The 24,445-nt window shown below is 68.7% G+C and carries 22 protein-coding genes; 12 read left to right on the plus strand and 10 right to left on the minus strand.

What is annotated here, in order from left to right; all coding sequences use genetic code 11:
* Positions 1-169 precede the first annotated feature (169 nt).
* Positions 170-2,026 carry a S9 family peptidase gene (locus EGT29_RS11250; protein ID WP_124689075.1) on the plus strand — a complete coding sequence of 619 codons (1,857 nt, stop codon included), beginning with the start codon at positions 170-172 and terminating at the stop codon, positions 2,024-2,026.
* Between the two features lie 3 nt (positions 2,027-2,029).
* On the opposite strand, the gene EGT29_RS11255 is transcribed toward EGT29_RS11250, so the two are convergent.
* Entirely contained in the window at positions 2,030-2,671 is a 642-nt protein-coding gene (locus tag EGT29_RS11255; RefSeq protein ID WP_124689076.1) for a DsbA family protein, read from the minus strand.
* A gap of 115 nt (positions 2,672-2,786) precedes the next feature.
* On the opposite strand from EGT29_RS11255, the gene EGT29_RS11260 reads away from it, so the two are divergent.
* A complete protein-coding gene (locus EGT29_RS11260) occupies positions 2,787-3,749 on the plus strand; it encodes a LysR family transcriptional regulator (protein WP_124689077.1) in 963 nt (320 codons plus the stop codon).
* On the opposite strand, the gene EGT29_RS11265 is transcribed toward EGT29_RS11260, so the two are convergent.
* Together EGT29_RS11265 and EGT29_RS11270 are read right to left on the minus strand one after the other, a co-directional pair.
* Positions 3,740-5,122, minus strand: a complete 1,383-nt coding sequence (locus EGT29_RS11265; RefSeq protein ID WP_124689078.1) for a UDP-glucose/GDP-mannose dehydrogenase family protein — start codon at positions 5,120-5,122, stop codon at positions 3,740-3,742. The two genes, EGT29_RS11260 and EGT29_RS11265, sit on opposite strands and share 10 nt — an antisense overlap.
* A gap of 74 nt (positions 5,123-5,196) precedes the next feature.
* Complete coding sequence (locus EGT29_RS11270; RefSeq protein WP_124689079.1) at positions 5,197-6,267, minus strand: VWA domain-containing protein; 1,071 nt, start codon at positions 6,265-6,267, stop codon at positions 5,197-5,199.
* A gap of 239 nt (positions 6,268-6,506) precedes the next feature.
* Here EGT29_RS11270 and EGT29_RS11275 point away from each other — a divergent pair, with 239 nt between their 5' ends.
* The 6 genes from EGT29_RS11275 to EGT29_RS11300 all read left to right on the plus strand — a co-directional run bounded on the left by EGT29_RS11275 (position 6,507) and on the right by EGT29_RS11300 (position 11,974).
* The gene (locus tag EGT29_RS11275) at positions 6,507-7,511 is read left to right on the plus strand and encodes a S1C family serine protease (RefSeq protein ID WP_124689080.1); all 1,005 of its coding nucleotides are present in this window, start codon (positions 6,507-6,509) and stop codon (positions 7,509-7,511) included.
* 35 nt (positions 7,512-7,546) lie between these two features.
* Complete coding sequence (locus EGT29_RS11280) at positions 7,547-8,548, plus strand: AAA family ATPase (protein WP_370282952.1); 1,002 nt, start codon at positions 7,547-7,549, stop codon at positions 8,546-8,548.
* A complete protein-coding gene (locus tag EGT29_RS11285; protein WP_124689082.1) occupies positions 8,523-9,518 on the plus strand; it encodes a DUF58 domain-containing protein in 996 nt (331 codons plus the stop codon). The genes EGT29_RS11280 and EGT29_RS11285 overlap by 26 nt, the downstream gene beginning before the upstream one ends.
* Before the next feature lie 15 nt (positions 9,519-9,533).
* Positions 9,534-10,583 (plus strand): VWA domain-containing protein, encoded by a 1,050-nt coding sequence (locus EGT29_RS11290; protein WP_124689083.1) that lies wholly within the window; start codon positions 9,534-9,536, stop codon positions 10,581-10,583.
* A gap of 81 nt (positions 10,584-10,664) precedes the next feature.
* Positions 10,665-11,585, plus strand: coding sequence for a polyphosphate kinase 2 (ppk2, locus tag EGT29_RS11295; protein ID WP_124689084.1), 921 nt, complete (start codon positions 10,665-10,667; stop codon positions 11,583-11,585).
* Between the two features lie 65 nt (positions 11,586-11,650).
* Positions 11,651-11,974 carry a tetratricopeptide repeat protein gene (locus EGT29_RS11300; protein WP_124689085.1) on the plus strand — a complete coding sequence of 108 codons (324 nt, stop codon included), beginning with the start codon at positions 11,651-11,653 and terminating at the stop codon, positions 11,972-11,974.
* A gap of 24 nt (positions 11,975-11,998) precedes the next feature.
* Here the strand turns inward: EGT29_RS11300 and EGT29_RS11305 are convergent, their stop codons facing one another.
* Entirely contained in the window at positions 11,999-12,925 is a 927-nt protein-coding gene (locus EGT29_RS11305) for a LysR family transcriptional regulator (protein WP_124689086.1), read from the minus strand.
* A 106-nt stretch (positions 12,926-13,031) separates the two neighbouring features.
* Between EGT29_RS11305 and EGT29_RS11310 the strand changes: the two genes are divergently transcribed.
* Genes EGT29_RS11310 through EGT29_RS11320 form a run of 3 tightly spaced genes read left to right on the plus strand, consistent with a single transcriptional unit; the run spans position 13,032 to position 15,661 of the window.
* On the plus strand, positions 13,032-13,970 hold the full coding sequence (locus EGT29_RS11310; protein WP_124689087.1) for a dihydrodipicolinate synthase family protein: 939 nt from the start codon (positions 13,032-13,034) through the stop codon (positions 13,968-13,970).
* Positions 13,971-14,010: 40 nt separating this feature from the next.
* On the plus strand, positions 14,011-14,976 hold the full coding sequence (locus EGT29_RS11315) for a tripartite tricarboxylate transporter substrate binding protein (protein WP_124689088.1): 966 nt from the start codon (positions 14,011-14,013) through the stop codon (positions 14,974-14,976).
* A complete protein-coding gene (locus tag EGT29_RS11320) occupies positions 14,966-15,661 on the plus strand; it encodes an SDR family NAD(P)-dependent oxidoreductase (RefSeq protein WP_124689089.1) in 696 nt (231 codons plus the stop codon). The genes EGT29_RS11315 and EGT29_RS11320 overlap by 11 nt, the downstream gene beginning before the upstream one ends.
* A gap of 12 nt (positions 15,662-15,673) precedes the next feature.
* Here the strand turns inward: EGT29_RS11320 and nikE are convergent, their stop codons facing one another.
* The 6 genes from nikE to phnA form a co-directional block, all read right to left on the minus strand.
* On the minus strand, positions 15,674-17,347 hold the full coding sequence (nikE, locus tag EGT29_RS11325) for an ABC transporter ATP-binding protein (protein ID WP_124689090.1): 1,674 nt from the start codon (positions 17,345-17,347) through the stop codon (positions 15,674-15,676).
* A 22-nt stretch (positions 17,348-17,369) separates the two neighbouring features.
* Entirely contained in the window at positions 17,370-18,290 is a 921-nt protein-coding gene (locus EGT29_RS11330; protein WP_124689091.1) for an ABC transporter permease, read from the minus strand.
* Between the two features lie 18 nt (positions 18,291-18,308).
* A complete protein-coding gene (locus EGT29_RS11335) occupies positions 18,309-19,118 on the minus strand; it encodes an ABC transporter permease (protein ID WP_124689092.1) in 810 nt (269 codons plus the stop codon).
* The gene (locus EGT29_RS11340; RefSeq protein ID WP_124689093.1) at positions 19,115-20,647 is read right to left on the minus strand and encodes an ABC transporter substrate-binding protein; all 1,533 of its coding nucleotides are present in this window, start codon (positions 20,645-20,647) and stop codon (positions 19,115-19,117) included. Before EGT29_RS11340 ends, EGT29_RS11335 begins: the two co-directional genes overlap by 4 nt.
* Positions 20,648-20,677: 30 nt before the next feature.
* Positions 20,678-21,967 (minus strand): alkaline phosphatase family protein, encoded by a 1,290-nt coding sequence (locus EGT29_RS11345; protein ID WP_124689094.1) that lies wholly within the window; start codon positions 21,965-21,967, stop codon positions 20,678-20,680.
* Positions 21,968-22,150: 183 nt separating this feature from the next.
* Entirely contained in the window at positions 22,151-23,392 is a 1,242-nt protein-coding gene (phnA, locus tag EGT29_RS11350; RefSeq protein ID WP_124689095.1) for a phosphonoacetate hydrolase, read from the minus strand.
* A 125-nt stretch (positions 23,393-23,517) separates the two neighbouring features.
* Here phnA and EGT29_RS11355 point away from each other — a divergent pair, with 125 nt between their 5' ends.
* Positions 23,518-24,432, plus strand: coding sequence for a LysR substrate-binding domain-containing protein (locus tag EGT29_RS11355; RefSeq protein WP_124689096.1), 915 nt, complete (start codon positions 23,518-23,520; stop codon positions 24,430-24,432).
* Positions 24,433-24,445: the final 13 nt, after the last annotated feature.

The following is a 24,445-nucleotide window of genomic DNA, read 5'->3' on the forward strand; positions in this document are numbered from 1 at the left end:
TCCCTGAACGGACGGCGAACGGAGGCCGCCGGTATGTATTGGAGGATATATCACGCCCGGCGTTCCGGACGACTGAAACAGAATGCTGCAAAGGCCGGACCGGGCCGGGGGCGACACTTCGCTGTGCTATGTTTTCCGATCATTCCCTCCTTCTATCGCGGATCGCGCCATGACCTCGACTTCCCCCCCCGCCATACGGCTCGTCAAGCGCTACGACGTGCGCGATTTCTTCCGGAAGCCGGAACGTTCCAGCTATCGCATCTCGCCCGACGGCCGCCACCTGGCCTTTCTGGCGCCCGCCCAGGGCAGGCAGAACGTGCACGTGCAGGCGCTGGACGAACAAGGCGTTCCCACCGGTCCGGCGCGGGCGCTGACCGGCGAGGCCGAACGGGACGTGGGCGGGTTTTTCTGGAAGGGGCCGGGCCACATCCTGTACATCAAGGACTTCGGCGGCGACGAGAACTTCCACCTGTTGTCGGTGCCGCTCGATGGCGCCGCCGCGCCGACCGATCTCACGCCTTACGACGGCGTGCGCGCCGACGTGGTGGACGACCTGATCGACGACGACGCCCACGTGCTGCTGTCGCACAACCGGCGGGACCCGCAGGTGTTCGACGTGTTCCGCGTCGAGGTCGCCACCGGCAAGGAGGAACTGATCGCCCAGAACCCCGGCAACATCACCGGCTGGGCCACCGACCACGATGGCCGGCTGCGGCTGGCGGTGGCCACGGACGGGGTCAACAACACCTTGCTTTACCGCGACACCGAGGCCGAGGAATTCCGTCCCATCCTGACCACGGATTTCAAGGAAACCGTCGCGCCGTTGTTCTTCACGTTCGACAACAAGCGCATCTACGTCAGCTCCAACCGCGGCCGCGACAAGGCCGCGCTGTTCGAGTTCGACCCGCATACCGCCCGCGAGGGCGCGCTGATATTCGAGCACCCCGAGGTCGACGTTTCGGGGCTGGCCTATTCGCACCAGCGCAAGGTCCTGACCGAGATCGGCTACATGACCTGGAAGGCGCAGCGCCAGGTGCTGGATCCGGCCACCGCCGAAATCTACGCCGACCTGGAAAGCCAGTTGCGCGGCTACGAGATCGCGCTGCAAAGCGAGACGCGGGACGAGACCCGCTTCGTCGTGGCGGCCTACAACGACCGCACGCAGGGGGCGCGCTACCTGTACGACGCCGCCTCGCGCAAGCTGACCAAGCTGGGGGAGATCCAGCCGTGGCTGCTGGAACGCGACATGGCGCCGATGAAGCCCGTGCGCTACACCGCGCGCGACGGCCTGAAGATCGACGGCTACCTGACGCTGCCCGTGGGCGCGACGCCGCGCAAGCTGCCGGTCATCATCCATCCCCACGGCGGGCCGTGGGCCCGCGACACCTGGGGTTACAACCCCGAGGTGCAGTTCCTGGCCAATCGCGGCTATGCCGTGCTGCAGATGAATTTCCGGGGCTCCACCGGCTACGGGCGAAAGTTCTGGGAGGCCTCGTTCAGGCAGTGGGGCCGGGCCATGCAGGACGACATCACCGATGGCGTCGAATGGCTCAAGCGCGAGGGCATCGCCGATCCGGCGCGCATCGCCATCTATGGCGGCAGCTACGGCGGCTACGCCACGCTGGCCGGCATCGCGTTCACGCCCGACCTGTATGCCGCGGCCGTGGACTACGTGGGGGTCTCGAACCTGTTCACGTTCATGGACACCATCCCGCCGTACTGGAAGCCTTTCCTGGATTCCATGCACGAGATGGTCGGCGATCCCGAGCGGGACAAGGACATGCTGCACGCGGCATCGCCGGTCTTCTTCGTCGACCGGATCAAGGCGCCGCTATTCGTGGCCCAGGGGGCGAAGGACCCGCGCGTCAACAAGGACGAAAGCGACCAGATCGTGGCCGCGCTGCGCGCACGCGGCGTACAGGTCGAATACATGGTCAAGGACAACGAAGGGCACGGCTTCCACAACGAAGAGAACCAGTTCGAGTTCTACGCCGCGATGGAAGCGTTCCTGGCCAAGTACCTGTAGGCCCTAGTCCAGCATGTCGGCCAGCGCGGCGCGCCACTCGTCCACGTGGCCGAGATAGCGGCCGGTGTCCAGCACCCGGTAGCGGCCATCGCGCTCCAGCGCGAAGGTCGGGAACCCCTGGCCGCCGGCATGGGCCAGCAGGGCGCGGCTTTCGGCGATGTGGTCGCGCGTCGGCTGGCCATCCCGCGCGGCATAGGCGGCTTCGAAGGCCGGCCGGTCCAGGCCGATGTCGGCGGCCATCTCGGCCAGCACGCCAGCATCGGCGATGCGCCGGCCCTCCACGTAATGGGCGCGTTGCAGGCGCGCCAGCAGGTCCAGGTCGCGTCCCTCGCCACCGGCATCGAGCGCGGCCAGGATGGCGGTGATGGGCGGTTCGGAGTCGAACACGGCGTCGTGGTCGCGCAGCAGGCCGTCGAAATAGGCCTGCCCGAACGGCTGGCCGGTCATGGCCGCGATGCGGCGGTCATGGGGCATGACGTAGTTGCGCAGCCGGTCGGTCACGGGCTGGCGGTTGCTGCCGGCCATCATGCCGCCGCCATGCGCGATGGCGGGCAATAGCCCGCGGGCCGCCGCCATCAACGGGGCCGAGGCATAGCACCAGCCGCAGAAGGGATCGTAGATGTAGTGAAGCCGGGTCGTTTCCATGATGGGTCCGTGGGACGCATGGCGTCCGGATTTTGCTAGGTGTCAGGATAATTACAAAAAACGATAGTAAAAACCGTAGAATCGAGAATTATTTGTTGCTGGAACCGGTCAGGTCATGGACAGACTCAGCGCGATGCGCGTATTCGTCGAGGTCGTCGACCGCGGCAGCCAGTCGGCCGCGGCCGAGGCATTGGAACTGTCGCGGCCGGCCGTTTCGCGCTATCTGGCCGAGCTGGAGGAATGGGTGGGGGCCCGGCTGCTGCATCGGACCACGCGCAGGCTGAGCCTGACCCCGCCCGGTGCCGAAGTGTTGGCCCGCTGCCGCCAGATGCTGGAACTCGAAGGCGACATGCGCGCCGCCGTGTCCAGCCCGGACAGCGCGCCGCGCGGCGTGCTGCGCGTGACGGCCAGCACGTCCTTCGGGCAGGCCCACCTGGCGCCGGCCATAGTCGACTACACCCGCCGGTATCCCGACGTGGCGGTGGACATGGTCATGGCCGATCGCACCGTCAATCTGGTGGACGAACGCATCGATCTCGCGCTGCGCGTCACCAACGATCTCGATCCCAACCTGATCGCGCGCCGGCTGGCCGTATGCCGGTCGGTGCTGTGCGCCTCGCCCGACTACCTGCGCCAGCAGGGCACGCCTGGCAGGCTGGAGGAACTCGGCCTGCACAATTGCTTGACCCATTCGTACACCGGCAAGAGCCTGTGGCATTTCGTTCGCGCCGGCGCGCCGGTGTCGGTCGCGGTAGGCGGGAACATCAGTTCCAACGAGGCGACCACGCTGGTCGAGGCGACCGTGTGCGGAGCCGGGATCGCGATGTTGCCAACCTATGCGGTGGGCGAGCTGGTTCGCGCGGAACGCCTGCGGGTGCTGCTGCCCGAGACGCCGCCGCGCGACATGACCCTGTACGGCGTCTACACCTCGCGCAAGCACATGCCGCCCACGCTGCGCACGCTGCTCGATTTCCTGGCGCAGCGCTTTTCGGACCCGCCGGCCTGGGATACCGAGTTGCAGGACACGCTGGCCGCCCTGGCCGCAAGCGGCCGGCGCGGCGCGGGCCGTCACCAGTAGCCGGTCGTGACGGCGGGCGCGTCGGCATCCTCCGGTCCCGGGCGGGCGGGGCGGCCGCCGCGGCCGATGCCGTAATAGGCCAGGCCGCAGCTTTGCACGTACTCGGGGTCGTACAGGTTGCGGCCGTCGAAGATCGCGCGTGACTTGAGCTGGCCGGCCAGCCCCCGGAAGTCGGGCGATTTGAACTCGCGCCATTCGGTTACCACCGCCAGCACGTCGGCGCCTTCGCAGGCCGCCTGCGCGTTGGGGACGATGACCAGGCCGGGATGATCGATGGCGCGGCGCGCGTTCTCGGCGGCGACCGGATCGTACGCGCGCACGATCGCGCCGTCGGCCAACAGTTCGCGCACCAGGGCGAGGCTGGGCGCCTCGCGTATGTCGTCGGTATTGGGCTTGAAGGCCAGGCCCCACAGCGCGATGCAGCGGCCTTGCAGCGAGGGGCCCAGGTGCTGCCGTATCTTCGCCGCCATGACGCGCTTCTGTTCCTCGTTCACCCGCTGCACGCTGTCGAGCAGCGGCGTGGATTCGCCGTGCTCGGCCGCCAGCCGGGCCAGGGCCTGGATGTCCTTGGGAAAGCACGAGCCGCCATAGCCGACGCCGGCATACAGGAAGTGGTGGCCGATGCGCGGGTCGGCGCCGGCGCCGTGGCGCACGGCCTCGATGTCCGCGCCGACCTTCTCGGCGATCCTGGCCAGCTCGTTCATCAGCGAGATGCGCGTGGCCAGCATGACGTTGGACGCGTACTTCGTGAACTCGGCCGACCGCACGTCGGTGTGGATCAGGCGGTCGCGGTTGCGGTTGTAGGGCGAGTACAGCGCTGTCATCAGCCGCAGCGCGCGGGTGTCCTCGGTGCCGATGACGATGCGGTCGGGGCGCTGGAAATCGTCGACCGCGCTGCCTTCCTTCAGGAACTCCGGATTGGAGACGATGGGGACGCGCCATGCGGCGCCGCGTTCGCGCAGGGTATGTTCGATCAGGGCCTGCACGCGGTGGCAGGTGCCGACGGGCACGGTCGATTTCACAACGACCACCATGTCGCGCGGGATAGACCGGCCCAGTTCGGCGCTGGCCTCGAGCACGTGGCCCAGGTCCGCCGAGCCGTCTTCGCCGGCCGGCGTGCCCACCGCGATGAAGACGATCTCCGCGTCGCGCAGCGCGGCGGGCAGGTCATCGGTGAAGGAAAGGCGCCCGGCCTGCGCGTTGTGCGCGGCCATGTCGGCCAGCCCGGGTTCGAAGAAGGGAACGCCGCCTTCCCGCAGCACGCGCAGGCGTTCGGCATGGCGTTCGACGCAGACGACGCGGTTGCCCACGTCGGCCAGGCAGGCCCCGGTAACCAGGCCGACGTAGCCGGCCCCTATGATCGCGAGATTCATGCCCCGATTTATATCGGGCGCGCATTGCAATCTGCTGACAGCGGCCCGTCATGGCCGTGCAACACGAGCACCCGCTAGCGGCTGCGCTGGAACCAGAGCATGGACAGCACGCAGGCCAGGGTCAGCAGGACGACCGCGGCCGCGCTTAGCAGGGCGCTGAGTTCGGTCTCCTTGCGCTCCATCGAGAACTTGGCGTTGAGGTTGCGGTATACCGAACTCAGGTCCGCCTCGGAACTGGCCAGGAAGTATTCGCCCCCGGTCATTTGCGCCACCGTGCGCAGCGTGGGCTCGTCCAGCCGGGCGAAGAACGACCAGCCCTCGTCGCCGATGGGCGCGCCCTGCTGGGTGCCGAAGCCCACGGTGTAGACGCGCACGCCCCGCTCGGCGGCCATGCGCGCGGCGTCCAGCGGATCCGGGCCGGTGGTGCGCCGGCCGTCGCTCAGCAGGATGATGGTGCCCGAGGTGTACGAGCCCGGCAGCACCGGCTGCAGGGTCTTCTGCTTTTTCTTCGCCGCTTCGGCGGCGCCCGCCTGGTCGAGCGGGACCCCGCGCCGCCCCGCGCGGATGGACGGGGTTTCGAAGATGACCGACTCCAGGTCGATGCCGTCGTCGGGAAACAGCATGGACAGAGCCAGGATCAGCCCGCTGCCGGTGGCGGTGGCGCGTTGCAGCTGGAATCGGTCGATGGCCTCGACCATGTCCTGCCGGTTGTCGGTGGGCGTCTGCACGACCGCGGCGGTGCCGGCGAACGAGACGATGCCCAGCCGTACGTTGGACGGCAGTTCGGAGATGAAGCGCTTGGCCGCCATCTGCGCGGCCACCAGCCGGTTGGGGGCGATGTCGGCGGCCTGCATGCTGCGCGAGACGTCCACCGCCAGGACCACCGTGAGGCTGTCCGAGGGCAGGGTGACGGTGGCGGTGGGGCGCGCGCACGCCAGCAGCGCCGCCGACATCGCCAGCAGGAACAGCAGCGGCGGGATGTGGCGTCGTAGCCGCTGGCCAGGGCCGATGGCGACCTTGGCCAGGCTCAGGCTGGCATAGCGGATGGCCGCCTTCTTGCGGCGGGCAAGCGCGTACAGGTAGAGGGCTACGAGCAGGGGAACGAGGAGCTGCAGCCAGAGAAGATCGGGCCAGAGAAACCGCATAAGTGCTCCTTGGCGCGCGGGAGTGTGCAACGTTGTCTTTAGTATGCCCACGAACCCTTGCGGCGGTAAAGGTATCTGCCCATGGTCGTCGTTTAAGTGTTACCTTATTTTGGCCGGGCCCTCGTTCGATTGAACCGGGGGCGGTCCGGGTTGTCAGCCCTGAATACCCCAAGGGATTCCGGGCCGCGCCCTGGACGCGCGACCGCATTCCGTGAAGAACGCCAAGCTGGACGGTAGTGATGAAACGGGTTGCCCTATACAGCAGGACCGCCAGGCCCCCTTCGGTCGATGCCGCCCCGAAGGACGAGGCCGATGCCATGCGCCGTCCGGGATGGCCGAGGCGCTTCCGGGACTGGACGGCCAGACACCGCTCCGCCTTTTTCGGCCTGGCCCTGCTCGTCATCGCGGGCGGCCTGGTTTTCGTTTTGTTGCAACCTCAACAAAGTCAGCCGACCCAGGAAGACATCGATTCGGCGGTCCTGCATACCCTGCAAAACAAGACGCTGCCTTCGCGGCCGGCCAAGGCGGCCGAGGCCGTGCGCCAATCCGTCGTGCAGATACGCGGCTACGGCGATGAGGACGAAGCGGACGACGGCGACGCGAAGAAAGCCAAGCCGCCCGTCAAACCCAAGGCGGGCGGCAAGTCCAAGGGCAAGGGCAAGGACAGGCAGACGGCCAGGAACGAGGAAGGCAACGCGCCCCGGCATGAAGGCAGCATAGGCTCGGGCGTGGTCATCGTCGACAGCGGCGTGATCCTGACCAACTTTCACGTCATCTCCGGTTCCAGGCGCCTGAAGGTCACCTTCTTCGACGGCTACGAGGCCGATGCCGATGTGGTCGCCATCCAGCCGGACAAGGATCTGGCCGTGATCCGCGCCAAGTCCGTGCCCGACGACCTGCCCGCCGCCACGCTGGGGTCCAGCTTGGATCTCGCGCCGGGCGACGAGGTCGTGGCGGTGGGCTTTCCGTTCGGCATCGGACCGTCGGTGTCGTCAGGCGTGGTATCGGGCCTGAACCGCGAATTCGTCTCGGCCGAGGGGCGGCACGTGCTGACGCGGCTGATCCAGTTCGACGCCGCGGCCAACCCGGGCAATTCCGGCGGGCCGCTGGTGAACATGAACGGCGAGGTCGTCGGCATCGTCACCGCCATCCTGAATCCGACCAACGCCGGGACCTTCGTCGGCATCGGCTTCGCCACCACGATAGAAAGCGCCGGCAGCGCGGTCGGCATGCCTCCCTTCTGACTCTCCACGACAGGACGCCTATGAACGACAAGCCCATGAGTGCCGTAGACAGCGCCAACCTGATGGAACGGCTGCTGTACGAGGTCAAGCGCGTGGTGGTGGGGCAGGACCACTTCCTGGAGCGGGTGCTGGTGGCCATCCTGGCCCAGGGGCATTTGCTGGTGGAGGGCGTGCCGGGCCTGGCCAAGACGCTGACCGTCAACACGCTGGCCAAGACCCTGCGAGGCACGTTCAAGCGCATCCAGTTCACGCCGGACCTGTTGCCGGCAGACCTGGTGGGTACGCGCATGTACAACCAGCGCACCGGGGATTTCTCCACGGTGCTGGGCCCGGTCTTCGCCAACCTGCTGCTGGCCGACGAGATCAACCGCGCACCGGCCAAGGTGCAGAGCGCGCTGCTGGAGGTCATGCAGGAGCGGCAGGTCACCATCGCGGGCGAGACCCACAAGGTGCCGGCGCCGTTCCTGGTGATGGCGACGCAGAATCCGATCGAGACCGAGGGCACCTATCCGCTGCCCGAAGCGCAGGTCGACCGTTTCATGATGAAGGTCATCGTCGGCTATCCCAGCGAGGAAGAAGAATTCGTCATCGTCGATCGGGTCACGGGGCCGCCGGTGCAGGTGCAGCCGGTCGCGGTCACCGAGCAACTCACGCAGCTGCAGGCGGAGTGCCGCAAGGTGTATGTCGATCCGGGCCTGGTGCAGTACGCGGTGAAGGTGGTGGCCGCCACGCGCCGTCCCGAGGCCTACGGGCTGTCCGACCTGTCGCGCTACCTGACTTTCGGGGCGAGCCCGCGCGCCACCATCAACCTCGTCGAAGGAGCGCGCGCGCTGGCCTTCCTGCGGGGGCGGCACTACGCGCTGCCCGAAGACCTGGTCGACCTGATCCCCGACGTGCTGCGGCACCGGCTGGTGCTGTCGTACGAGGCGCTGTCCGATGGGCTCGGGTCCGACCAGATCATCACGCGCATCCTCCAGACCTTGCCGGCCCCGGAGCGGCCATTGGATTCGCATGTTCGGGTTGCGGCGGTTCACTAAGCGGCCGGCCGAGCCGGCCAACGATGCGGCGGTGGCGTCGGCCCAGCCCAGGGCCGACGCCGAGGAATTGCTGCGCCGCCTGGAATGGACCGTCATCCGCCGGCTGGACGGAGCGCTGCAGGGCGACTACCGCACCTTGTTCCGGGGCTTCGGCCTGGACCTGGCGGACCTGCGCGAATACCAGGCCGGCGACGACGTGCGCCACATCGACTGGAACGTCACGGCGCGCCTGCAATCGCCGCACGTGCGCGAATTCCAGGAGGACCGCGAAGTGTCCGCATGGTTCCTGCTGGACTTGTCGGGTTCGGTCGATTTCGGTTCGGCCGGGGTGCGCAAGCGGGCGGTGCTGACCAGTTTCGTGGGCGTGCTGGCGCGGCTGCTGACGCGCTACGGCAACCGTGTGGGCGCGGTCCTGTACGGAGGCCAGGGCGAGGGCGCCATTCCCGCCCGCACCGGCCGGCGCCATGTGCTGCACGTGCTCGATCGCATCGGCGCGCTGCGGGCCGACGGCAAGTCGGGCGAGACGCGGCTGGGCGACCTGCTGGAGCGTTCGTTGTCGGCCATAGGCAGGCGCTCGGTGGTGTTCGTGGTCTCGGATTTCATCAGCGCCCCGGGCTGGGAGCAGACGCTGGGCGTGCTGGCCCAGCGCCACGAGGTCGTCGCGGTGCGCCTGTACGACCCGCTGGAGCAGGCCTTGCCCGACCTGGGCCTGGTGGTGTTGCAGGATGCCGAGACCGGCGAACAGCTTTTCGTCGATACCCACGACCCGGGCTTTCGCCGGCGCTTCGCCGCCGCCGCCACGGAGCGCGAGACGGCGCTGCGCAAGGCCCTGACCGAGGCGGGCGTCGATTGCCTGGAACTGGCCACCGACGAACGGCTGGACCAGGCATTGCTGCATTTCATGCGGTTGCGCCGCCGGCGCAGCCAGCTCGTGGGTGGACTGAACGGGCCCTGGGCCCGAGATATCTGAACCGGGAAGCATCTCATGGAGAACCTGCCCGCCCTGACTTTCCTGTGGCCCAAGATGCTGTGGCTGCTGGTGCTGGTACCGCCTCTGGCGTTCTGCTATTGGCGGCTGGATCGCCTGCGCCGCGGCATGGCCCTGCGCTATCCCGCCCTGGACGTCGTGGGCACCAGCGTCCGGCCGTCCCGGCTGCGCCGGGTCCTGCCGCCGCTGTTGCTGCTGCTCGGGCTGTGCTCGCTCATCGTCGCGGTGGCCCGTCCGCAGGCGTTGATGATGCTGCCGTCGCGGCTGGAGACCGTGGTGCTGGCCATGGACATGTCGGGCAGCATGCGGGCCGACGACATCAAGCCGACCCGGATCTATGCGGCCCAGCGGGCCGCCAAGGAATTCGTCGACGGGCAGCCCGCCAACGTCAGCGTGTCGGTGGTCGCGGTGGCGGGCGCGGCGGCCGTGGTGCAGTCGCCCACGCGCAAGCGCGAGGACGTGATCGCCGCCATCGAGCGCCTGGAGCCCCAGCGCGGCACCGCGCTCGGCAGCGGGCTGATCATCGCGCTGGCAACGGTGCTGCCCAATGCGGGTATCGACGTCGAGCGCTTCCTGGACGGCGGCAGCGCCCGGCCGGCGCCGGTCGACCTGGCCGCGGCGGGACTGGGTGACGGGGCGGTTCCCGGCTCGTATCCGTCGGGCGCCATCGTGCTGCTGTCCGACGGCCAGAACAACACGGGACCCGACGCGCTGAAGGCGGCCGAGGTCGCGGCGTTGTACGGCGTGCGGATATTCACGGTCGGGATCGGGACGCCCGAGGGTACGACGCTGACGACCGACGGCTGGTCCATGCGCGTGCGGTTGGACGAGGACGTGCTGAAGAAGGTGGCCGACATGACCGGCGCGCAGTATTTCCAGGCCCAGGACGCGGGCGAACTCAGGAAGGTATATCGCTCGCTCAGTGCCCGGCTGGCGTTCGACAAGCGCGACGTGGTCGAGGTCACGGCGCTGTTCACCGCGCTGGGCGCCTTGCTGGCGGTGCTGTCGGGGCTGCTGTCGCTGTGGTGGTTCGGCCGGGTGCAATAGACGCGGGAAGGGCGCGGTGTCATGACCATGTCATGTCCGTGTAGCAAAAAGAGGCGTTGGCCCGACCTTTCCAAGCGCCCCATGAGCTACCAGCCGATTTCCGACCACGACGAACTGATGCACCGCATTCACCGCGACCTGATCGACAGCTACGACGAAGAGCTGGAGATCGAATTCGAGGACCGCGAGTGGGACGCCGAGGGCCAGCCGGCCCGGGTGGAAGAGGACCGCGACGCGCGGCGACGCTACTTCCGCGAGCTGTTCCGGCTCCAGGCCGAACTCGTCAAGCTGCAGGACTGGGTCGTGCATACCCGCCACAAGGTCGTCATCATCTTCGAGGGCCGCGACGCGGCGGGGAAGGGCGGCGTGATCAAGCGCATCACCCAGCGCCTGAATCCCCGCGTGTGCCGCGTGGCCGCGCTGCCCGCGCCCAACGACCGCGAACGCATGCAGTGGTATTTCCAGCGCTACGTGCCGCACCTGCCCGCCGCGGGCGAGATCGTGCTGTTCGACCGCAGCTGGTACAACCGCGCAGGCGTCGAGCGGGTAATGGGCTTCTGCAACGACGACGAGTACGAGGAGTTCTTCCGCTCGGTGCCCGAGTTCGAAAGAATGCTGGTCCGCTCGGGCATACAGCTGGTCAAGTACTGGTTCTCGATCACGGACGATGAGCAGCATCTGCGCTTCCTGGGCCGCATCCACGATCCGCTGAAGCAGTGGAAACTCAGTCCCATGGACCTGGAGTCGCGCCGGCGCTGGGAGGACTACACGCGCGCGAAAGAGGTCATGCTCGAGCGCACGCACATCGACGAGGCGCCGTGGTGGGTGGTGCAGGCCGTGGACAAGAAGAAGGCCCGGCTCAACTGCATCGACCACCTGCTCAGCCTGGTTCCCTATCACGACATTCCCCATCATCACATCGATCTGCCTCAGCGCGTGCGGCACGAGGACTACATCCGGCGGCCGGTGCCGGACAGCATGATGGTGCCCGAGCGCTACTGAGCGGCGGCGCGCCGTTCGCGTTATCCTGGGCTTGGCGGCCTCATGGGCCAATGGATGCCAAGGCCATGGACAAGAACAATTTTCTGAAGATGATCGCGGCCGGCCGCGACAGCGCGCTGCTGCGGTTCACGCTGGGCAACCTCTACCTCGAAGAGAACGATGCCGCCGCGGCCGCCGAACACCTGCGGCGCGCGGTTGAACTGGATGCCGGCTATGCCGCCGCGTGGAAGCAGCTCGGCAAGGCGCTGCTGGCGCTGGGCCGCGACGATGATGCCCGCGCTGCCTGGGACGAGGGCATCGCGGCCGCCTCCGCCAAGGGCAGCGTGCAGGCGGTCAAGGAAATGCAGGTGCAGTTGCGGCGGCTGGACAAGAAGCGGCAGCCTTCCTGAGGCTTCTTCCAGCAGGAACTGGCCCTAGGCTGGCGCGTCGTCCAGCCGCGCGAGTTGCCACAGGGATTCCGCGGCCGGCGCCATGTCCACGTGCTGCCGGTACAGGCGGATCTCGGTGGCGACCTGCCACGAGGCATCGCCGGCCTCCACCAGCCGTCCGCTGGCCAGCGCCGGCGCCGCCAGGATGCGGGGCAGCCAGGCCACGCCCCGGCCTTCCAGGGCCAGGGCTTCCAGCAGCAGGGCATGCGGCGCGGTGAACACCGGGTGCAGGCGCGGGTCGCGCGCCGCGGCGCCCAGCCCGGCGCGCAGGATGCGCCCCAGGCCCGAGGCTTCGCCGTAGGCCAGCAGCGGAATGGGCCCGTCCTGCCGCAGGTCGTGGCGGGGGGAGCCCGAGGGCGTGGGGGCGCAGACGGGCACCAGCGCATCGTCCGCCAGCCGCAGCACCGGGCAGGCGGCCTCGTCCAGCCGGCCGGGCAGCGCGGGGTGGGCGTGGCACAGCAGGAACTGCACCTTGCGCTGGAGCATCAGTTCCTCGCAGGCGGCCGTGCCGTCGGACATCATCTCGACCGCGCCCAGCTGCAGGCTGGCTTCCAGGCGCGCCAGCCACCCGGACAGGAAGGACAGCGACAGGGCGTGCGTGACCGCGATGCGCAGGCTGGCGACGCTCTGGTCATGCGCCATGCGGGCCTTGATGCGGGCGGCCACCAGCCGGGCCAGCACGTCCTCGACCAGGGGCAGCAGCCGCCGGCCGGCGGGGGTGAGCGTGGCCGGGTGCGCGCCGCGGTCGATCAGGTCGGCGCCCACCCATTCCTCCAGCGCGCGGATGTGCCGGCTGAAGGCCGGCTGCGCGATGGCGCGGGCCTCGGCCGCGCGCGAGAAGTTGCCGCTGTCGGCCAGCGCGACGAAGTCTTCCAGCCATTCCAGGTCCAGGGGGCGATTGTCCGGTCCCATCGTGGGGTCTCGTCTCCGCGATAGTTGTATGCATTTCGAGTATTGGACGCCGAGCGGGCGGGCGGCAATGATGGATTCTACCCACCGCAGCCTCATGGAGACCCACTTGCCTTCCATCGCCAACTATCGCGGCATCATTCCCGCGATCGCCTGCCCCTTCACCCCGGATCACCGCATCGACGAACCCGCCCTGCGCAAGCTGGCCTCCTGGCTGGCCGGCCACGAAGGCGTGGTCGCGGTCATGACCAACGGCCACACCGGCGAGGTCTTCTCGCTGACGCCGGCGGAGCGGGCTACCGTGACCCGCATCGTCGCCGACGAGCTGCGCGGCCGGCTGCCGGTGATCTCGTCCATCGTCTGCGAAGGATTGTCCGAGGCCGCCGAGCACGCGCGCGCCGCCGTCGAGGCCGGCGCGGCCGGGCTGGACGTGATGCCGCCGCACCACTGGCTGCGCTTCGGCTTCACGTCCGACCACGCCTTGCAGTATTTCGACGCCATCCATCGCGCGGCGCCGGGCGCCGACCTGGTCTGCCATGTGTATCCCGCCTGGACGCGCGCGGCGTATTCCTCGGCCCTGCTGGCCCACCTGGCCAGGCTGCCGTACGTGCAGGCCTTCAAGGTTGGGCAGCGCGACATGAACAAGTACGCGCGCGACATCCAGGCCATTCGCGACGCCGACGCCGGCAAGGCCATCCTGACCTGCCATGACGAATACCTGCTGGCTTCCATGGTGCAGGGCGTGGACGGCGCGCTGGTGGGCTTCGCCACCTTCATTCCGCAACTGATCGGCGATCTGTGGCGGGCGGTGCAGGAAGGCGACCTGAAGCGCGCCCAGCGGATCCAGGCCGTCATCACGCCGCTCAAGGATGCCGTGTACGGCGGCGGCGAACCCACCGGCGAGGCCCACGCCCGCATGAAGGCCGGCATGTACCTGGCCGGCGTGCTGGACGACGCCACCGTCCGTCCGCCCACCGAGGCGCCCGATACCAGGGAAATGACGGCATTGCGGGCAGCGGTGGAACAGGCCGGACTGCTTCGACGCTGACCCCGAACGCGACCCGATTCAAAATAAAACGGAGACAAGCATGCAACGCAGACCCTTTCTTGCCGCCGGGCTGACGGCCGCGGCCTTGAGCGTGGCCGGCGGCGTATCGGCGCAGCCGTATCCCGCCCGCGAGGTGCGCATCATCATCCCGTTCCCGCCCGGCGGCACGCTGGACACGGTGGGGCGGCAACTGGCGCAGCGCCTGAGCGAGCAGACCGGCCAGGCCTTCGTCGTCGAAAACCGGGCCGGCGGCAACGGCATGATCGGGGCCGCCGCCGTGGCCAAGGCGACGCCCGACGGCTACACGCTGATGTTCAATGCGTCGACGGTGACCACCACGCCGATGACCATGAAGGTCGCACCCTTCGACATGGACAAGGATTTCCAGCCCATCTCGCTGGTGGCCCAGGCGCCCCTGTCGGTGGCCGTGAACAAGTCGCTGCCGTTCAACGACATCAAGGGCCTGCTGGACTATGCCCGGCAGAACCCGGGCAAGCTCAGCTTCGCGGTCGGTTCCACCGGCTCGGCGGGCCAGCTCGCCACCGAGCTGCTGCGCCGGGCCGGGCAGATGAACTACCTGATCGTGCCGTACAAGGGGTCCGCGCCGGCCTACCAGGACCTGGTCGGGGGGCAGATCTCCGGCTTCATCGATCCCATCCTGGGGGCCATGTCCTACTACAAGGGCGGCATGCTCAAGATCCTGGCCGTCACGTCGCGGTCGCGCGTGCCCACGCTGCCCGAGGTGCCCACCGTGGGCGAGACCGTGCCGGGCTACGAGTTCTACAGCTGGTACGGCCTGTGGGGCCCGGCGAAGCTGCCCATGGACATCGCCCGCAAGCTCAACGCCGAGGTCAACAAGGCGCTGGAGGCCGGCATGCGCGAGAAGCTGGAGCAGCAGGGGCTGGTGCTGAAAGCGGGTTCCATCGAGGACTTCGCGCGCTTCCAGCAGGAGGACATGGCGCGGTCGAAGCAGATCATCGTCGAGGGCAACATCCGTGCGGAATGAGCGCCGCGCCGCCGTGACGGGCAGCAGCGCCGGCATCGGCCGCGCGGTGGCGGCCGCGCTGCTGGAGCAGGGCTGGCACGTGGTCGGGCTGGACCGCGCGGCGGCGACCCTGGATCATCCGTGCTTCGAAGGCCGGTCGGTCGATCTGGCGCAGGCCGATGCCATTGCCGAAGCGCTGCCCGGCCTGCTGGACTGCGATGCGCTGGTCCACGCGGCGGGCATCATGCGAACCGCGCCGCTGGGCAGCCTGGACGGCGCCGCCTTCGAGCTGATGTGGCGGCTGCACGTGGCCGCGGCCAGCCAGCTCGCCGACGGCATGGCGCCGGCCATGGCCGCGCGCGGCCGGGGCCGGGTGGTGCTGATCGGCAGCCGTGTTTCCCGCGGCATGGCCGGACGCAGCCAATATGCCGCGGTCAAGGCCGCGCTGGTGGCCATGGGACGCAGTTGGGCGGCCGAGGTGGCAGCACGGGGTGTGACGGTGAACGTGGTGTCGCCCGCGGCCACGCGCACGGCCATGCTGGACGACCCGGGCCGTGCCGCCAGCGCGCCGCGCCTGCCGCCGCTGGGCCGCTTGATCGAGCCGGCCGAGGTGGCGGCGCTGGTGGGTTTTTTGCTGTCGGATGCCGCCGCGGCCATTACCGGGCAGGACATCCAGGTCTGCGGCGGCGCGTCGCTGCCCGGGTGAGCGCAGGGGCAGTCACAGGTGCAGGGCCAGCGCGGGCCCGACCGACGCCGGCGGCGCGAAGGCCTGCCTGGTGTCATGCGCGCTGCCCGGCGCGTGTAAGCGCGCGGGCGGCACGCTCGCGCCGCCTGCCGCCATGCCGCTCGCTTGCAGCAATTGTCGCGCATAGGCCGTGCGCGGCCGCTCGAACAAGGCATCGGTCGCGGCGTGCTCCACTACCTGTCCCTGCTTGAGGACGAGGATCTCGTCGGCCAGAGACCGCATCACCGCCAGGTCGTGGCCGATGAACAGCAGGGTCAGTCCATGGGCCTCGCGCAGGCGGGCGAGCAGATCCAGGATCTGGTTGCGCACCGTGGCGTCCAGGGCCGACACCGGTTCGTCGCAGACCAGCACGCGCGGCCGCATCGCCAGGGCGCGCGCGATGACCACGCGCTGGCGCTGCCCGCCCGAAAGCTGGTGGGGAAAGCGCGCCAGCATGTCTGCCGCCAGGCCGACCTCTTCGAGCATGGCCGCGCAGCGGCGTGCCAGGGCCTCGCGCGGCGTGGCGGGTTCGGCCGCCAGTTGTGCCTCGGACAGGGCCTGCAACAGCGTGCGCCGGGGATTGAGGCTGCCCGAGGTGTCCTGGAAGATGTATTGGCAGGCGCGGGCGTAGCGGACGCGCTGGCGCCGGTCGGCCGGATCCATGCCGCACACGCGCACGCTGCCTGCGGCGGGCGGCACCAGGCCCAGCAGGGCGCGGGCGAGGGTGCTCTTGCCCGACCCGGATTCGCCGGCGATGCCCAGGGTGGCCCCTTCGCGCAGCCGCAGGTCCACGTCCTGCAACACGCGATGGCGGGAACGGGCCCGGCCATAGTCCACGCACAGGCCCTGGGCATGGACGATGTCGCCGTTGCCGCGCCGCGCGGCGCCGCATCGGGGCAGGGCGCGATGCGTGTGCGCCGCCACCAGCGAGCGCGTGTAGTCGTTCCGCGGGGCATGCAGCATGGCGTCGGCGTCCCCAACCTCCAGCAGCGATCCATGGCGCATGACTGCGATGCGGTCGGCCATCGCCGCCACGACGTCCAGGTCGTGCGAGATGAACAGCATGGCCATGCCCCGCCTGCGCCGGACGTCCCGCAGCAGGGCCAGTACCTGCGCCTGCGTCGTGACGTCCAGCGCGGTGGTGGGTTCGTCGGCGATCAGCAGCGCGGGTTCGCCAGCCAGGACCATCGCGATCATCGCGCGCTGCTGCTGGCCGCCCGACAGTTCGAAGGGGTGGCGATCCAACATGCGGGCGGGGTCGGGCAGTCCGACTTCATGCAGCAGTTCGGCGGCGCGGGCCAGGCGTTCGCGCCGGCCGCGGCCGGCCTGCATGGCCTCCGTGATCTGCGCGCCCAGGGTCATCAGCGGGTTGAGCGCGCTCATGGGATCCTGGAACACGATGCCGATCTGGCGGCCGCGTACCGTACGCCAGGACGCCGGATCCAGCCCGGTCAGTTCCCGGCCGCGCAGGCGGATGCTGCCGGCGACACGTGGATGGCCGGGGGCGAGCCCGAGCACGGCCAGCGCGGTCATGGATTTGCCACTGCCCGATTCGCCGATCAGCCCGAGGGTTTCGCCATCGCGGATGTCGAGCGAGACGTCATGGACAACCGGGGTGCCGCCGTAGCTCAGCGTCAGGTTCTGGATGGAAAGAAGAGGCGCTTGCATGGGAGTTCCGTTCAGATGCGGGCTAGGCCTGGGAACGCGCCGTGCGCGGGTCGGCCCAGCGGTGCAGGAGGGTCGTGGCGACGTTGACCAGGACCACCGAGGTAGCGAGCAGCATGACCGCCGCCTGGATGACGGGATAGTCGCGGCCGCGGATGGCGTCCAGCGTCAGGCTGCCCAGTCCGGGCAGGCCGAACAGCGCCTCCATGGTCAGCGTCCCGCCTATCAGTCCGCCCAGGATGACGCCGGCCAGCGCGATGACGACCGACAGCGAATTGGGCAGGATGTGCCGCCACGCGATGCGCCAGGACGACAAGCCTTTGGCGCGCGCGGTTCGGATGAAGCCGGCCCTGGCCGTTTCCCGCAGTTCCTCGTGCAGCGGCTTGGCGATCTGGCCGGCAATGTCCAGGCCCAGGATGAGGACCGGCAGCAGCATCTGGCCGCGTATGGGCAGCCAGCCCAGCCAGATGGAGAACGCCAGTATCCCCAGGACGCCGGTACAGAAAGTGGGAACGGCGATGGACCAGACGTTCAGGCTTTCGATCGCGGCGGCCGCCGGGCTGCGCGGCGCGGCCAGCGCCAGCACGGCCAGGCCCATGCCCAGCGCCAGGCCCACCAGCAGGCTCGCGCCAGCCAGTTTCAGGCTGGCGGGCAGGGCGTGGACCAGCATGTCCGCCACCGGTGTGCCGAAGCGCATGGACAGGCCCAGGTCGCCCCGCAGCGCGGCCCGGGTCCACAGGCCGAACTGCGTGGACAGGCCGTCGTCCAGGCCGAGGTCGGCGCGCATGGCGGCCAGCGACTGGGTGTCGTAATCGCCGCGAGCCGCGTAGAAGTCGATGACGTCGCCGGGCACCGCCCGTACCAGGAGGAAGATGGCGAACGAGATCACCACGATATTGAGCAGTTGCCGGATGAGGTGAAGGGCGGAGGAAGAGAGCAGCGGCATGGTGGTTAGCAACGGAGGTCAGGCGCGGGCGCCCAGCGGGTCGAAGCGGTCGCGCAGGCGGTTGCCGAGCACGGACAGCGAGAGCGTGGTCAGGGCCAGCGCCAGCACGGGCAGCAGCAGCGAGGCCGGCGCCTGTTCGGCGTACGAGACCGCCGTCGCGATGATGCGGCCCCAGGTCGGCACGTCCGGAGAGACGCCCAGGCCGAAGAAGCTGAGCACCGATTCCGTGACGATGGCCCGGGGCACGACGATGGCGACCTGTGTGAGCAGCGCGCCGGCGGCATTGGGCAGGACGTGGCGCCAGGCGATGACGGCCGGCGCGACGCCGAGCACGCGCGCGGCGGCCACGTAGCCGGAGGCCATTTCCCGTTCGTACACGGCGCGCGCGACATAGCCGAAAAGCGGCATGAAAGCGATGCCGACGGCCAGGATGACCGACAGGGTGCCCACGCCCAGCGATACCATGAGCGCCAGCGACAGCAGGATGGGCGGCAGGGTGCGGACCATGTCGAAGGCGGCGTAGACGGCGCTCCGCGCCGGTCCGCCGGCCACGCATCCCATGAGGCCGAGCCCGGCGCCGCCCAGCAGCGCGATGCCCGCCGAGCAAACGGCCACGAGCAGCGTCAGGCGGGTGCCGGCCACCAGCCGGGCCAGGATGTCGCGCCCGAAACTGTCGGTGCCCAGCCAGTGGCCGGGGCCGGGCGGCAGGTTGCGGGCCAGCAGATCCTGATGATAGGGGTCCAGGCCCGGCAGCAGCGGTCCGATCGCGGCGGCTACCAGGGCCACCGCCAGCAGGACCCAGGGAGCCAGACGGCGGAAAGTGTTCATACCGCGAGCCAGGTCCGTGCCAGCCCGCCGTCGACGCGGTTCTGGCTCCAGGTGTAGCCCGTCTCGTAGCCGCGCACCTTGGGCGCCACGCCGATGGCATCGGCCGCGTGGCCCAGCCCCAGGGTGTAGCGCTTGTCCATGACGTGCTTCCAGGCCTGGAGATAGCCTTCGCGGGCCTTCTGCGTGCTGGGCGAGGAGACCGCGGCGCCGATCAGCGCATCGAGCTCCTTGTCCTGGATGCCGCCCCACAGCATGGGGCTGGGGCCGTCGGACAGCAGCCGCGCATAGCGCAGGTAGACGTCGGCGCGCGGGCCGGAGTGGAAAGGTGCGAGATCCCAGTCGTATTGGGCGAGCAGGCGCTGTGCACCGATGTCGTCGAGCGCCTGATGGTCGATCTTGAAACCGAGTTGGCGCACCATCTGCACGGCAACCTGCGCATAGTCGGATTGCCAGGAGACCACTTTCAGCGTTTCTTTGGATGGTTCCACGCCGGCGCTCTTGAGCAGTTCGCGTGCGCGGGCCAGGTCGGGCTTGGCGTGGGGGTCCCGCTGCTCCAGCTCGCGGTCCCAGAAATAGGTGTTCGGGCGCACGGGCTGGTCGCTGACGACGGCCGTCTTCACCACGAACTTCATGTAGGCCTGCTTGTCGACGGCCAGCGAGATCGCCTCGCGCACGCGCGCATCCTGCAGCAGCGGGCGGGGCTTGCGGTTGTTGAAGGACAGGAAATACCAGGCCGTGTCCTTGAGGAACTGTATGCCCATGCGGTCCTTCGCCAGGCTGTCGAGCTTGTCGTTGCCGACGTGGGCCAGGTGCAGGTCGCCCGCGCGCAGCGACAGGCTGTTGTCGCGGTCGCCGCGCAGGTCGAACTCCAAGGCATCGAGATAGGGCAGGCCCGCCTGCCAGTACTGGTCGAAGGCCGGCGCCTGGAAGCTGACGTCCGGCTGCCAGGTGCCGAACTTGAAGGGACCCGTGCCGATGGGGCGGCGGATGGTTTCGTTCCAGCCTTCCGATTCGGGGGCGACGATCCACAGCTCGGACAGCAGGTTCAGGAAGGGAGCATGGGCGTTGGCGAGTTCCACGCGCAGGACGTCGGGCGCAGGTGTATCGATGTTGCGCGCCAGCTTCATGGCGCCGCTCAGCCAGCCGCCCTTGACCTTGTCGCGCACGCGCTCGAAGTTCGCCTTGACGTCGGCCGAGGTCATCGCGCGGCCGTTGTGGAAGCGCACGTTCTTGCGCAGGTGGAACGTGTAGGTCCGGCCGTCCTCCGAGGCGTCGATGCGTTCGGCAAGAAAGGGGCGCACCGTGCCGTCGTCGCCGATGCTGGTAAGCGTTTCGACATAGACCTGCTGCACGGCGATGGAGCCGGCATGACGGTGCGGGTCGGCGGTGTCCAGGCCCAGCAGCGCCACCTTCAGCGTGCCGCCGCGGCGCGGGGTGGGGGCATTCTGGGCGTGCAGCAGGCCGGGCATGGCAAGGGGGCCGGCGGTGGCGCTCATGGCGAGCAGTTTGAGTAGATCACGTCGTTGCATGGCGAAGTCCTGTGTAGGGAACGGGCGCGCTCAGGCGGCCTCGGCAGGGAGGGGAAGGGGCGTGCCATCCATGTCGCCATGGGGCAGGCCCAGGTGGCGCAGCATGGTGGGCGCATAGTCGATCAGCGAAACCCGATGGGCGTGGATGCGGCCGTCCGCGTAGCCGCCGCCCTCGACGATGAGGAACGGCGATTGTTCGAAGCCGCCGAGGCCACCGTGCTGGCCGTGGCCGCCGTAGGACTTGCCCTCGGAAGGATCGGTCGCGATCCAGGTGCCGCCGCGCACGCCATGGGCATTGGCATCATCCGTGTGCCGCATCGCGATGGCGATGGTGCAGGTGGTCGTGCCGACGGGCAGGCCCAGGGTGGCCAGCGCCTCGCCGTGGAACACGGCGCCGCACCAGGGCTGGCGTGCGAGATGTTCGAGCAGGGCCGGCACGCGGTCGCGCGCGGCCGCCGACACGCCGACGATACAGGCGCTGCCGTTGGGAGCGACGACGACATCGCGGCTGCCCGCCGCGGCCTTCAGGCCCGCGGCCACCAGGTCCTGGCCGACGTCGATTTCGCCCACCACGGTTTCCATGCCGTGGTCGGAACCGACCATCACCAGGATGTCCTGCCCCGCTTCGCGCAGCGCGGCCACCGTGCGCAGCACGCGCGCCACGCAGGCGTCGGCGTGGCCGATGGCCGCCAAATGGGCGGACGAGCCGAGCGCATGGGCATGGCCCGTGTGATCGGGTTCGGACAGCCACAGGGTGGCGACGACTGGCGCGTCGGGCGCCTGGAGGCGCGCGCAGAAACGCTCGGTCATGGCCGCATCGCCCTGGGCGCCGGAGGCGACGTCCAGCCCGCGCGCGCCGGCATAGGGCACGCCGCCGGGGCCGTACGAGCCGGCGCGGTGATAGACCTCGCCATGCTCGTCCGGGTCGTGGAAGTAGGCCGCGCCCGCCGAGACGTTGGACATGATGCATGCACCGCCGTGGGCGGATACGTGCTCGGCCAGCGTGGGGGCGTGCAAGGTTCGTCCGGTGAGGGCGCGCAGGCGTTCGCGGAACGCCGGATCGCCCACCGAATGGCAGCGCAGTCCGCCGGGTTCTTCCAGGAGCATGGTGTTGCCCAGGAGTCCATGCCGGGCCGGCAGGCATCCGGTGGCGATGCTGCTGGAACTGGTGCGGGTGGTGGAGGGGAAGACCCCGCGGACGTCGGCGTACCAGTGGCCGCGCGCTGCCAGGCGGGCCAGCGTCGGCGTGGTCGCCTCGCTGATCAGATCCCTGCGCAGGCTGTCGCAGATGATCAATATGCATCGCTTGTTTGATTTCATGGTGGAAATGATAATTTCCCCATGTTTATTTTTTATTACAAGCGAGATTTTATTTTAATTTAAGTTGTTGATTTAAAAGAAAAATAAGGCCATTATCGATAATGGATATCGAGAATGGCCGGATAATATATTGATTAATTGGCCCGATAATAAATCGGGGTGTGGCGAAGCGTCTTCCGGGTTTCAGCGGTCCATTACGCCATTGAGCGCGAAGTCGAAAATGTCGAAATTGCGCAGCCCGTCCGCAGCCGCGCGTGCCGCGTAGTCGGGCTTGAGCGGATGCGACAGCAGGAAGGGCACGCGCTGTTCCGAGAAGCCGCCGTGCGAGCGCAGGGGATGGTCGCCCACGGTCGACAGGTCGTGTTCGGCGTCGCGCGATCCCAATACGAAATTTTCCTCCGACACCACCACGAAGTCCGCCTCGCGATCCAGGGGCAGGCCCAGCAGCGCCGCCGCCTGCGCGCCGCCATATACCTCGAACACGCCGGGCAAGGCGGCCGAGGCACGCATCATCGCCTCGATCGTCGAGGCATCGCGGGCGTAGACGCGCACGAACGAACCCAGCGCGCCGTGGTGACGCACGAAAGGATCGGCGATCGGGCAGATGACGCGCGCGCTGCCGGCGCCGAATTGTCGTTCCAGTTCGTCCTGAAGGAAAATGACATTGGGTCGCCCGTCGGCATCGCTCTTGGACGACATGCCATGGTCCGCCACGCAGCCGACCACCGCGCCTTCGTCCACGAATGCGCGCAAACGCTGGTCAACTGCGGCCAGGAAGGCGTCCGATTCCGGCGTGCCGGGCGCGTGCTTGTGCTGCACATAGTCCGACAGTGACAGGTACAGCAGGCGGGCGCGCCCCTGACGCAGCAGCGCGAGGCCGGCGTCCAGCACATACAGCGACAGATCGCCCGAGTACATGTCGGGAGCGGGGCGGCCCACCAGCGTTTCCACGTCGGCGATGCCATGCTCGGTTTCGGCGCAGTCCGCGGCCTTTTCGGACGAAAAGCAGATGCCTCGCAGGTTGTGCCCCAGGATGCGGCGCAGCTTGTCCTTGGCGGTGATCGCCGCCGTGGGGACGTCCGCCTGCGACATCAGGCCAAGCAGCGTCTCTCCGCGCAGCAGCGTGGCATCCGTCACCATGATTTCGCGGCCCGTGTCGCGGTCCAGGTAGTAGTTGCCGCCTATGCCATGCACCGCGGGCGAAACGCCGGTCACGATGGAGACGTTGTTCGGGTTGGTGAAGGAAGGCATGACGCAATCGGCCACGCCGCCATGGCCCCGCTGGTGGAAGTCGGCAATAGTCGGGCAGACGCCGTCGGCGATGCCGCGCGTGATGTATTCGGGGTCGCAGCCGTCGATGCAGATCACGACGGTGGGGCGGGTGGGTAGGCTGTACTGGCGGCCGTGCAGCGAAATGGAGGACATGAATCGGCGTAGGGGTGTATCAGGGAAGCGCCAGCATAGTGTGAGTAAATCAACGTTGCTGTGATAGATTTTCCCCTTGCTGTGATTTTTATTCACGACTTCGGACGCCAAACTGACATCTAGCCATGGTTGCTTCCCGTATTCCTCCCTTGCCGGCCCTGCGGGCCTTCCTGGCCGCCTGCCGCGCGGGCAGCTATACCGCCGCGGCCGAGGAACTTGCCGTCACCCATGGCGCGGTCAGCCGGCAGATCCAGGTGCTGGAGGAATGGCTGGGCCAGAAACTGTTCGAGCGCACGGGCCAGCGCATGACGCCCACGCCCCATGCCCAGGCCTTCGCGCAGGAGGTCGGCGTGGCGTTCGAGCGCATCGAAGAGGCCGCGCGCCGCTATGGCCGAGGCAGCGCCTCGATGCTGCTGCGCGTCAGCGCGCCGGCTACCTTCGCGATGCGCTGGCTGATTCCGCGGCTGCCTGATTTCTATCGCAGGCATCCCGGCACCCTGGTGCAGGTGCAGACCGCCACCACGCAGCAATTGGCGCTGGCCGGCAGCTTCGACGTGGCCATACGCCGCGGGGCCGTCAGCCATGCGCATTTTTCGGCGATGCCGTTCATGGACGAATGGCACGTGCTGGCCGCGGCGCCGGCGTTGCTCGAACGCCTGCCGCTGCGCACCCTGGATGACCTGGCCGGCCATGTGCTGCTCGACACCGAGACCCGGCCGGGACTGTGGCAGCAATGGTTCAACGCCGCCGGCTACCTGCACGAACCCCGGCTGCCGCGCCAGCGCTTCGATCACTTCTACGTGACCTACATGGCGCTGATCGACGGCCTGGGCATAGGCGTGGTGCCCATGCCCACGCTGGCGCACGATGTCATGGCGGGACGGCTGGTCCTGCCGTTTCCCGAGATCCGGACGTCGGTCAATCGATACGTCAGCCTGACACCCGCCGGCGTGCCCAAGACCGCCGTGCATCGCATGTTCGAGACGTGGCTGGCGGAATGCGGCAACCTCGGGAAAGACGAGGAGGCCGCAACGACATAGCGGCCACGGCGGC

Source organism: Pigmentiphaga sp. H8, from assembly GCF_003854895.1.
Lineage (GTDB): Bacteria > Pseudomonadota > Gammaproteobacteria > Burkholderiales > Burkholderiaceae_B > Pigmentiphaga.

What these genes read in the sequence shown, in the direction of transcription:
- EGT29_RS11250 (WP_124689075.1), top strand. Translation starts at nt 170, where the DNA reads ATGACCTCGACTTCCCCCCCCGCCATACGGCTCGTCAAGCGCTACGAC.
- EGT29_RS11255 (WP_124689076.1), bottom strand. Translation starts at nt 2,671, where the DNA reads ATGGAAACGACCCGGCTTCACTACATCTACGATCCCTTCTGCGGCTGG.
- EGT29_RS11260 (WP_124689077.1), top strand. Translation starts at nt 2,787, where the DNA reads ATGGACAGACTCAGCGCGATGCGCGTATTCGTCGAGGTCGTCGACCGC.
- EGT29_RS11265 (WP_124689078.1), bottom strand. Translation starts at nt 5,122, where the DNA reads ATGAATCTCGCGATCATAGGGGCCGGCTACGTCGGCCTGGTTACCGGG.
- EGT29_RS11270 (WP_124689079.1), bottom strand. Translation starts at nt 6,267, where the DNA reads ATGCGGTTTCTCTGGCCCGATCTTCTCTGGCTGCAGCTCCTCGTTCCC.
- EGT29_RS11275 (WP_124689080.1), top strand. Translation starts at nt 6,507, where the DNA reads ATGAAACGGGTTGCCCTATACAGCAGGACCGCCAGGCCCCCTTCGGTC.
- EGT29_RS11280 (WP_370282952.1), top strand. Translation starts at nt 7,547, where the DNA reads ATGAGTGCCGTAGACAGCGCCAACCTGATGGAACGGCTGCTGTACGAG.
- EGT29_RS11285 (WP_124689082.1), top strand. Translation starts at nt 8,523, where the DNA reads ATGTTCGGGTTGCGGCGGTTCACTAAGCGGCCGGCCGAGCCGGCCAAC.
- EGT29_RS11290 (WP_124689083.1), top strand. Translation starts at nt 9,534, where the DNA reads ATGGAGAACCTGCCCGCCCTGACTTTCCTGTGGCCCAAGATGCTGTGG.
- ppk2 (WP_124689084.1), top strand. Translation starts at nt 10,665, where the DNA reads ATGAGCTACCAGCCGATTTCCGACCACGACGAACTGATGCACCGCATT.
- EGT29_RS11300 (WP_124689085.1), top strand. Translation starts at nt 11,651, where the DNA reads ATGGACAAGAACAATTTTCTGAAGATGATCGCGGCCGGCCGCGACAGC.
- EGT29_RS11305 (WP_124689086.1), bottom strand. Translation starts at nt 12,925, where the DNA reads ATGGGACCGGACAATCGCCCCCTGGACCTGGAATGGCTGGAAGACTTC.
- EGT29_RS11315 (WP_124689088.1), top strand. Translation starts at nt 14,011, where the DNA reads ATGCAACGCAGACCCTTTCTTGCCGCCGGGCTGACGGCCGCGGCCTTG.
- nikE (WP_124689090.1), bottom strand. Translation starts at nt 17,347, where the DNA reads ATGCAAGCGCCTCTTCTTTCCATCCAGAACCTGACGCTGAGCTACGGC.
- EGT29_RS11330 (WP_124689091.1), bottom strand. Translation starts at nt 18,290, where the DNA reads ATGCCGCTGCTCTCTTCCTCCGCCCTTCACCTCATCCGGCAACTGCTC.
- EGT29_RS11335 (WP_124689092.1), bottom strand. Translation starts at nt 19,118, where the DNA reads ATGAACACTTTCCGCCGTCTGGCTCCCTGGGTCCTGCTGGCGGTGGCC.
- EGT29_RS11340 (WP_124689093.1), bottom strand. Translation starts at nt 20,647, where the DNA reads ATGCAACGACGTGATCTACTCAAACTGCTCGCCATGAGCGCCACCGCC.
- EGT29_RS11345 (WP_124689094.1), bottom strand. Translation starts at nt 21,967, where the DNA reads ATGAAATCAAACAAGCGATGCATATTGATCATCTGCGACAGCCTGCGC.
- phnA (WP_124689095.1), bottom strand. Translation starts at nt 23,392, where the DNA reads ATGTCCTCCATTTCGCTGCACGGCCGCCAGTACAGCCTACCCACCCGC.
- EGT29_RS11355 (WP_124689096.1), top strand. Translation starts at nt 23,518, where the DNA reads ATGGTTGCTTCCCGTATTCCTCCCTTGCCGGCCCTGCGGGCCTTCCTG.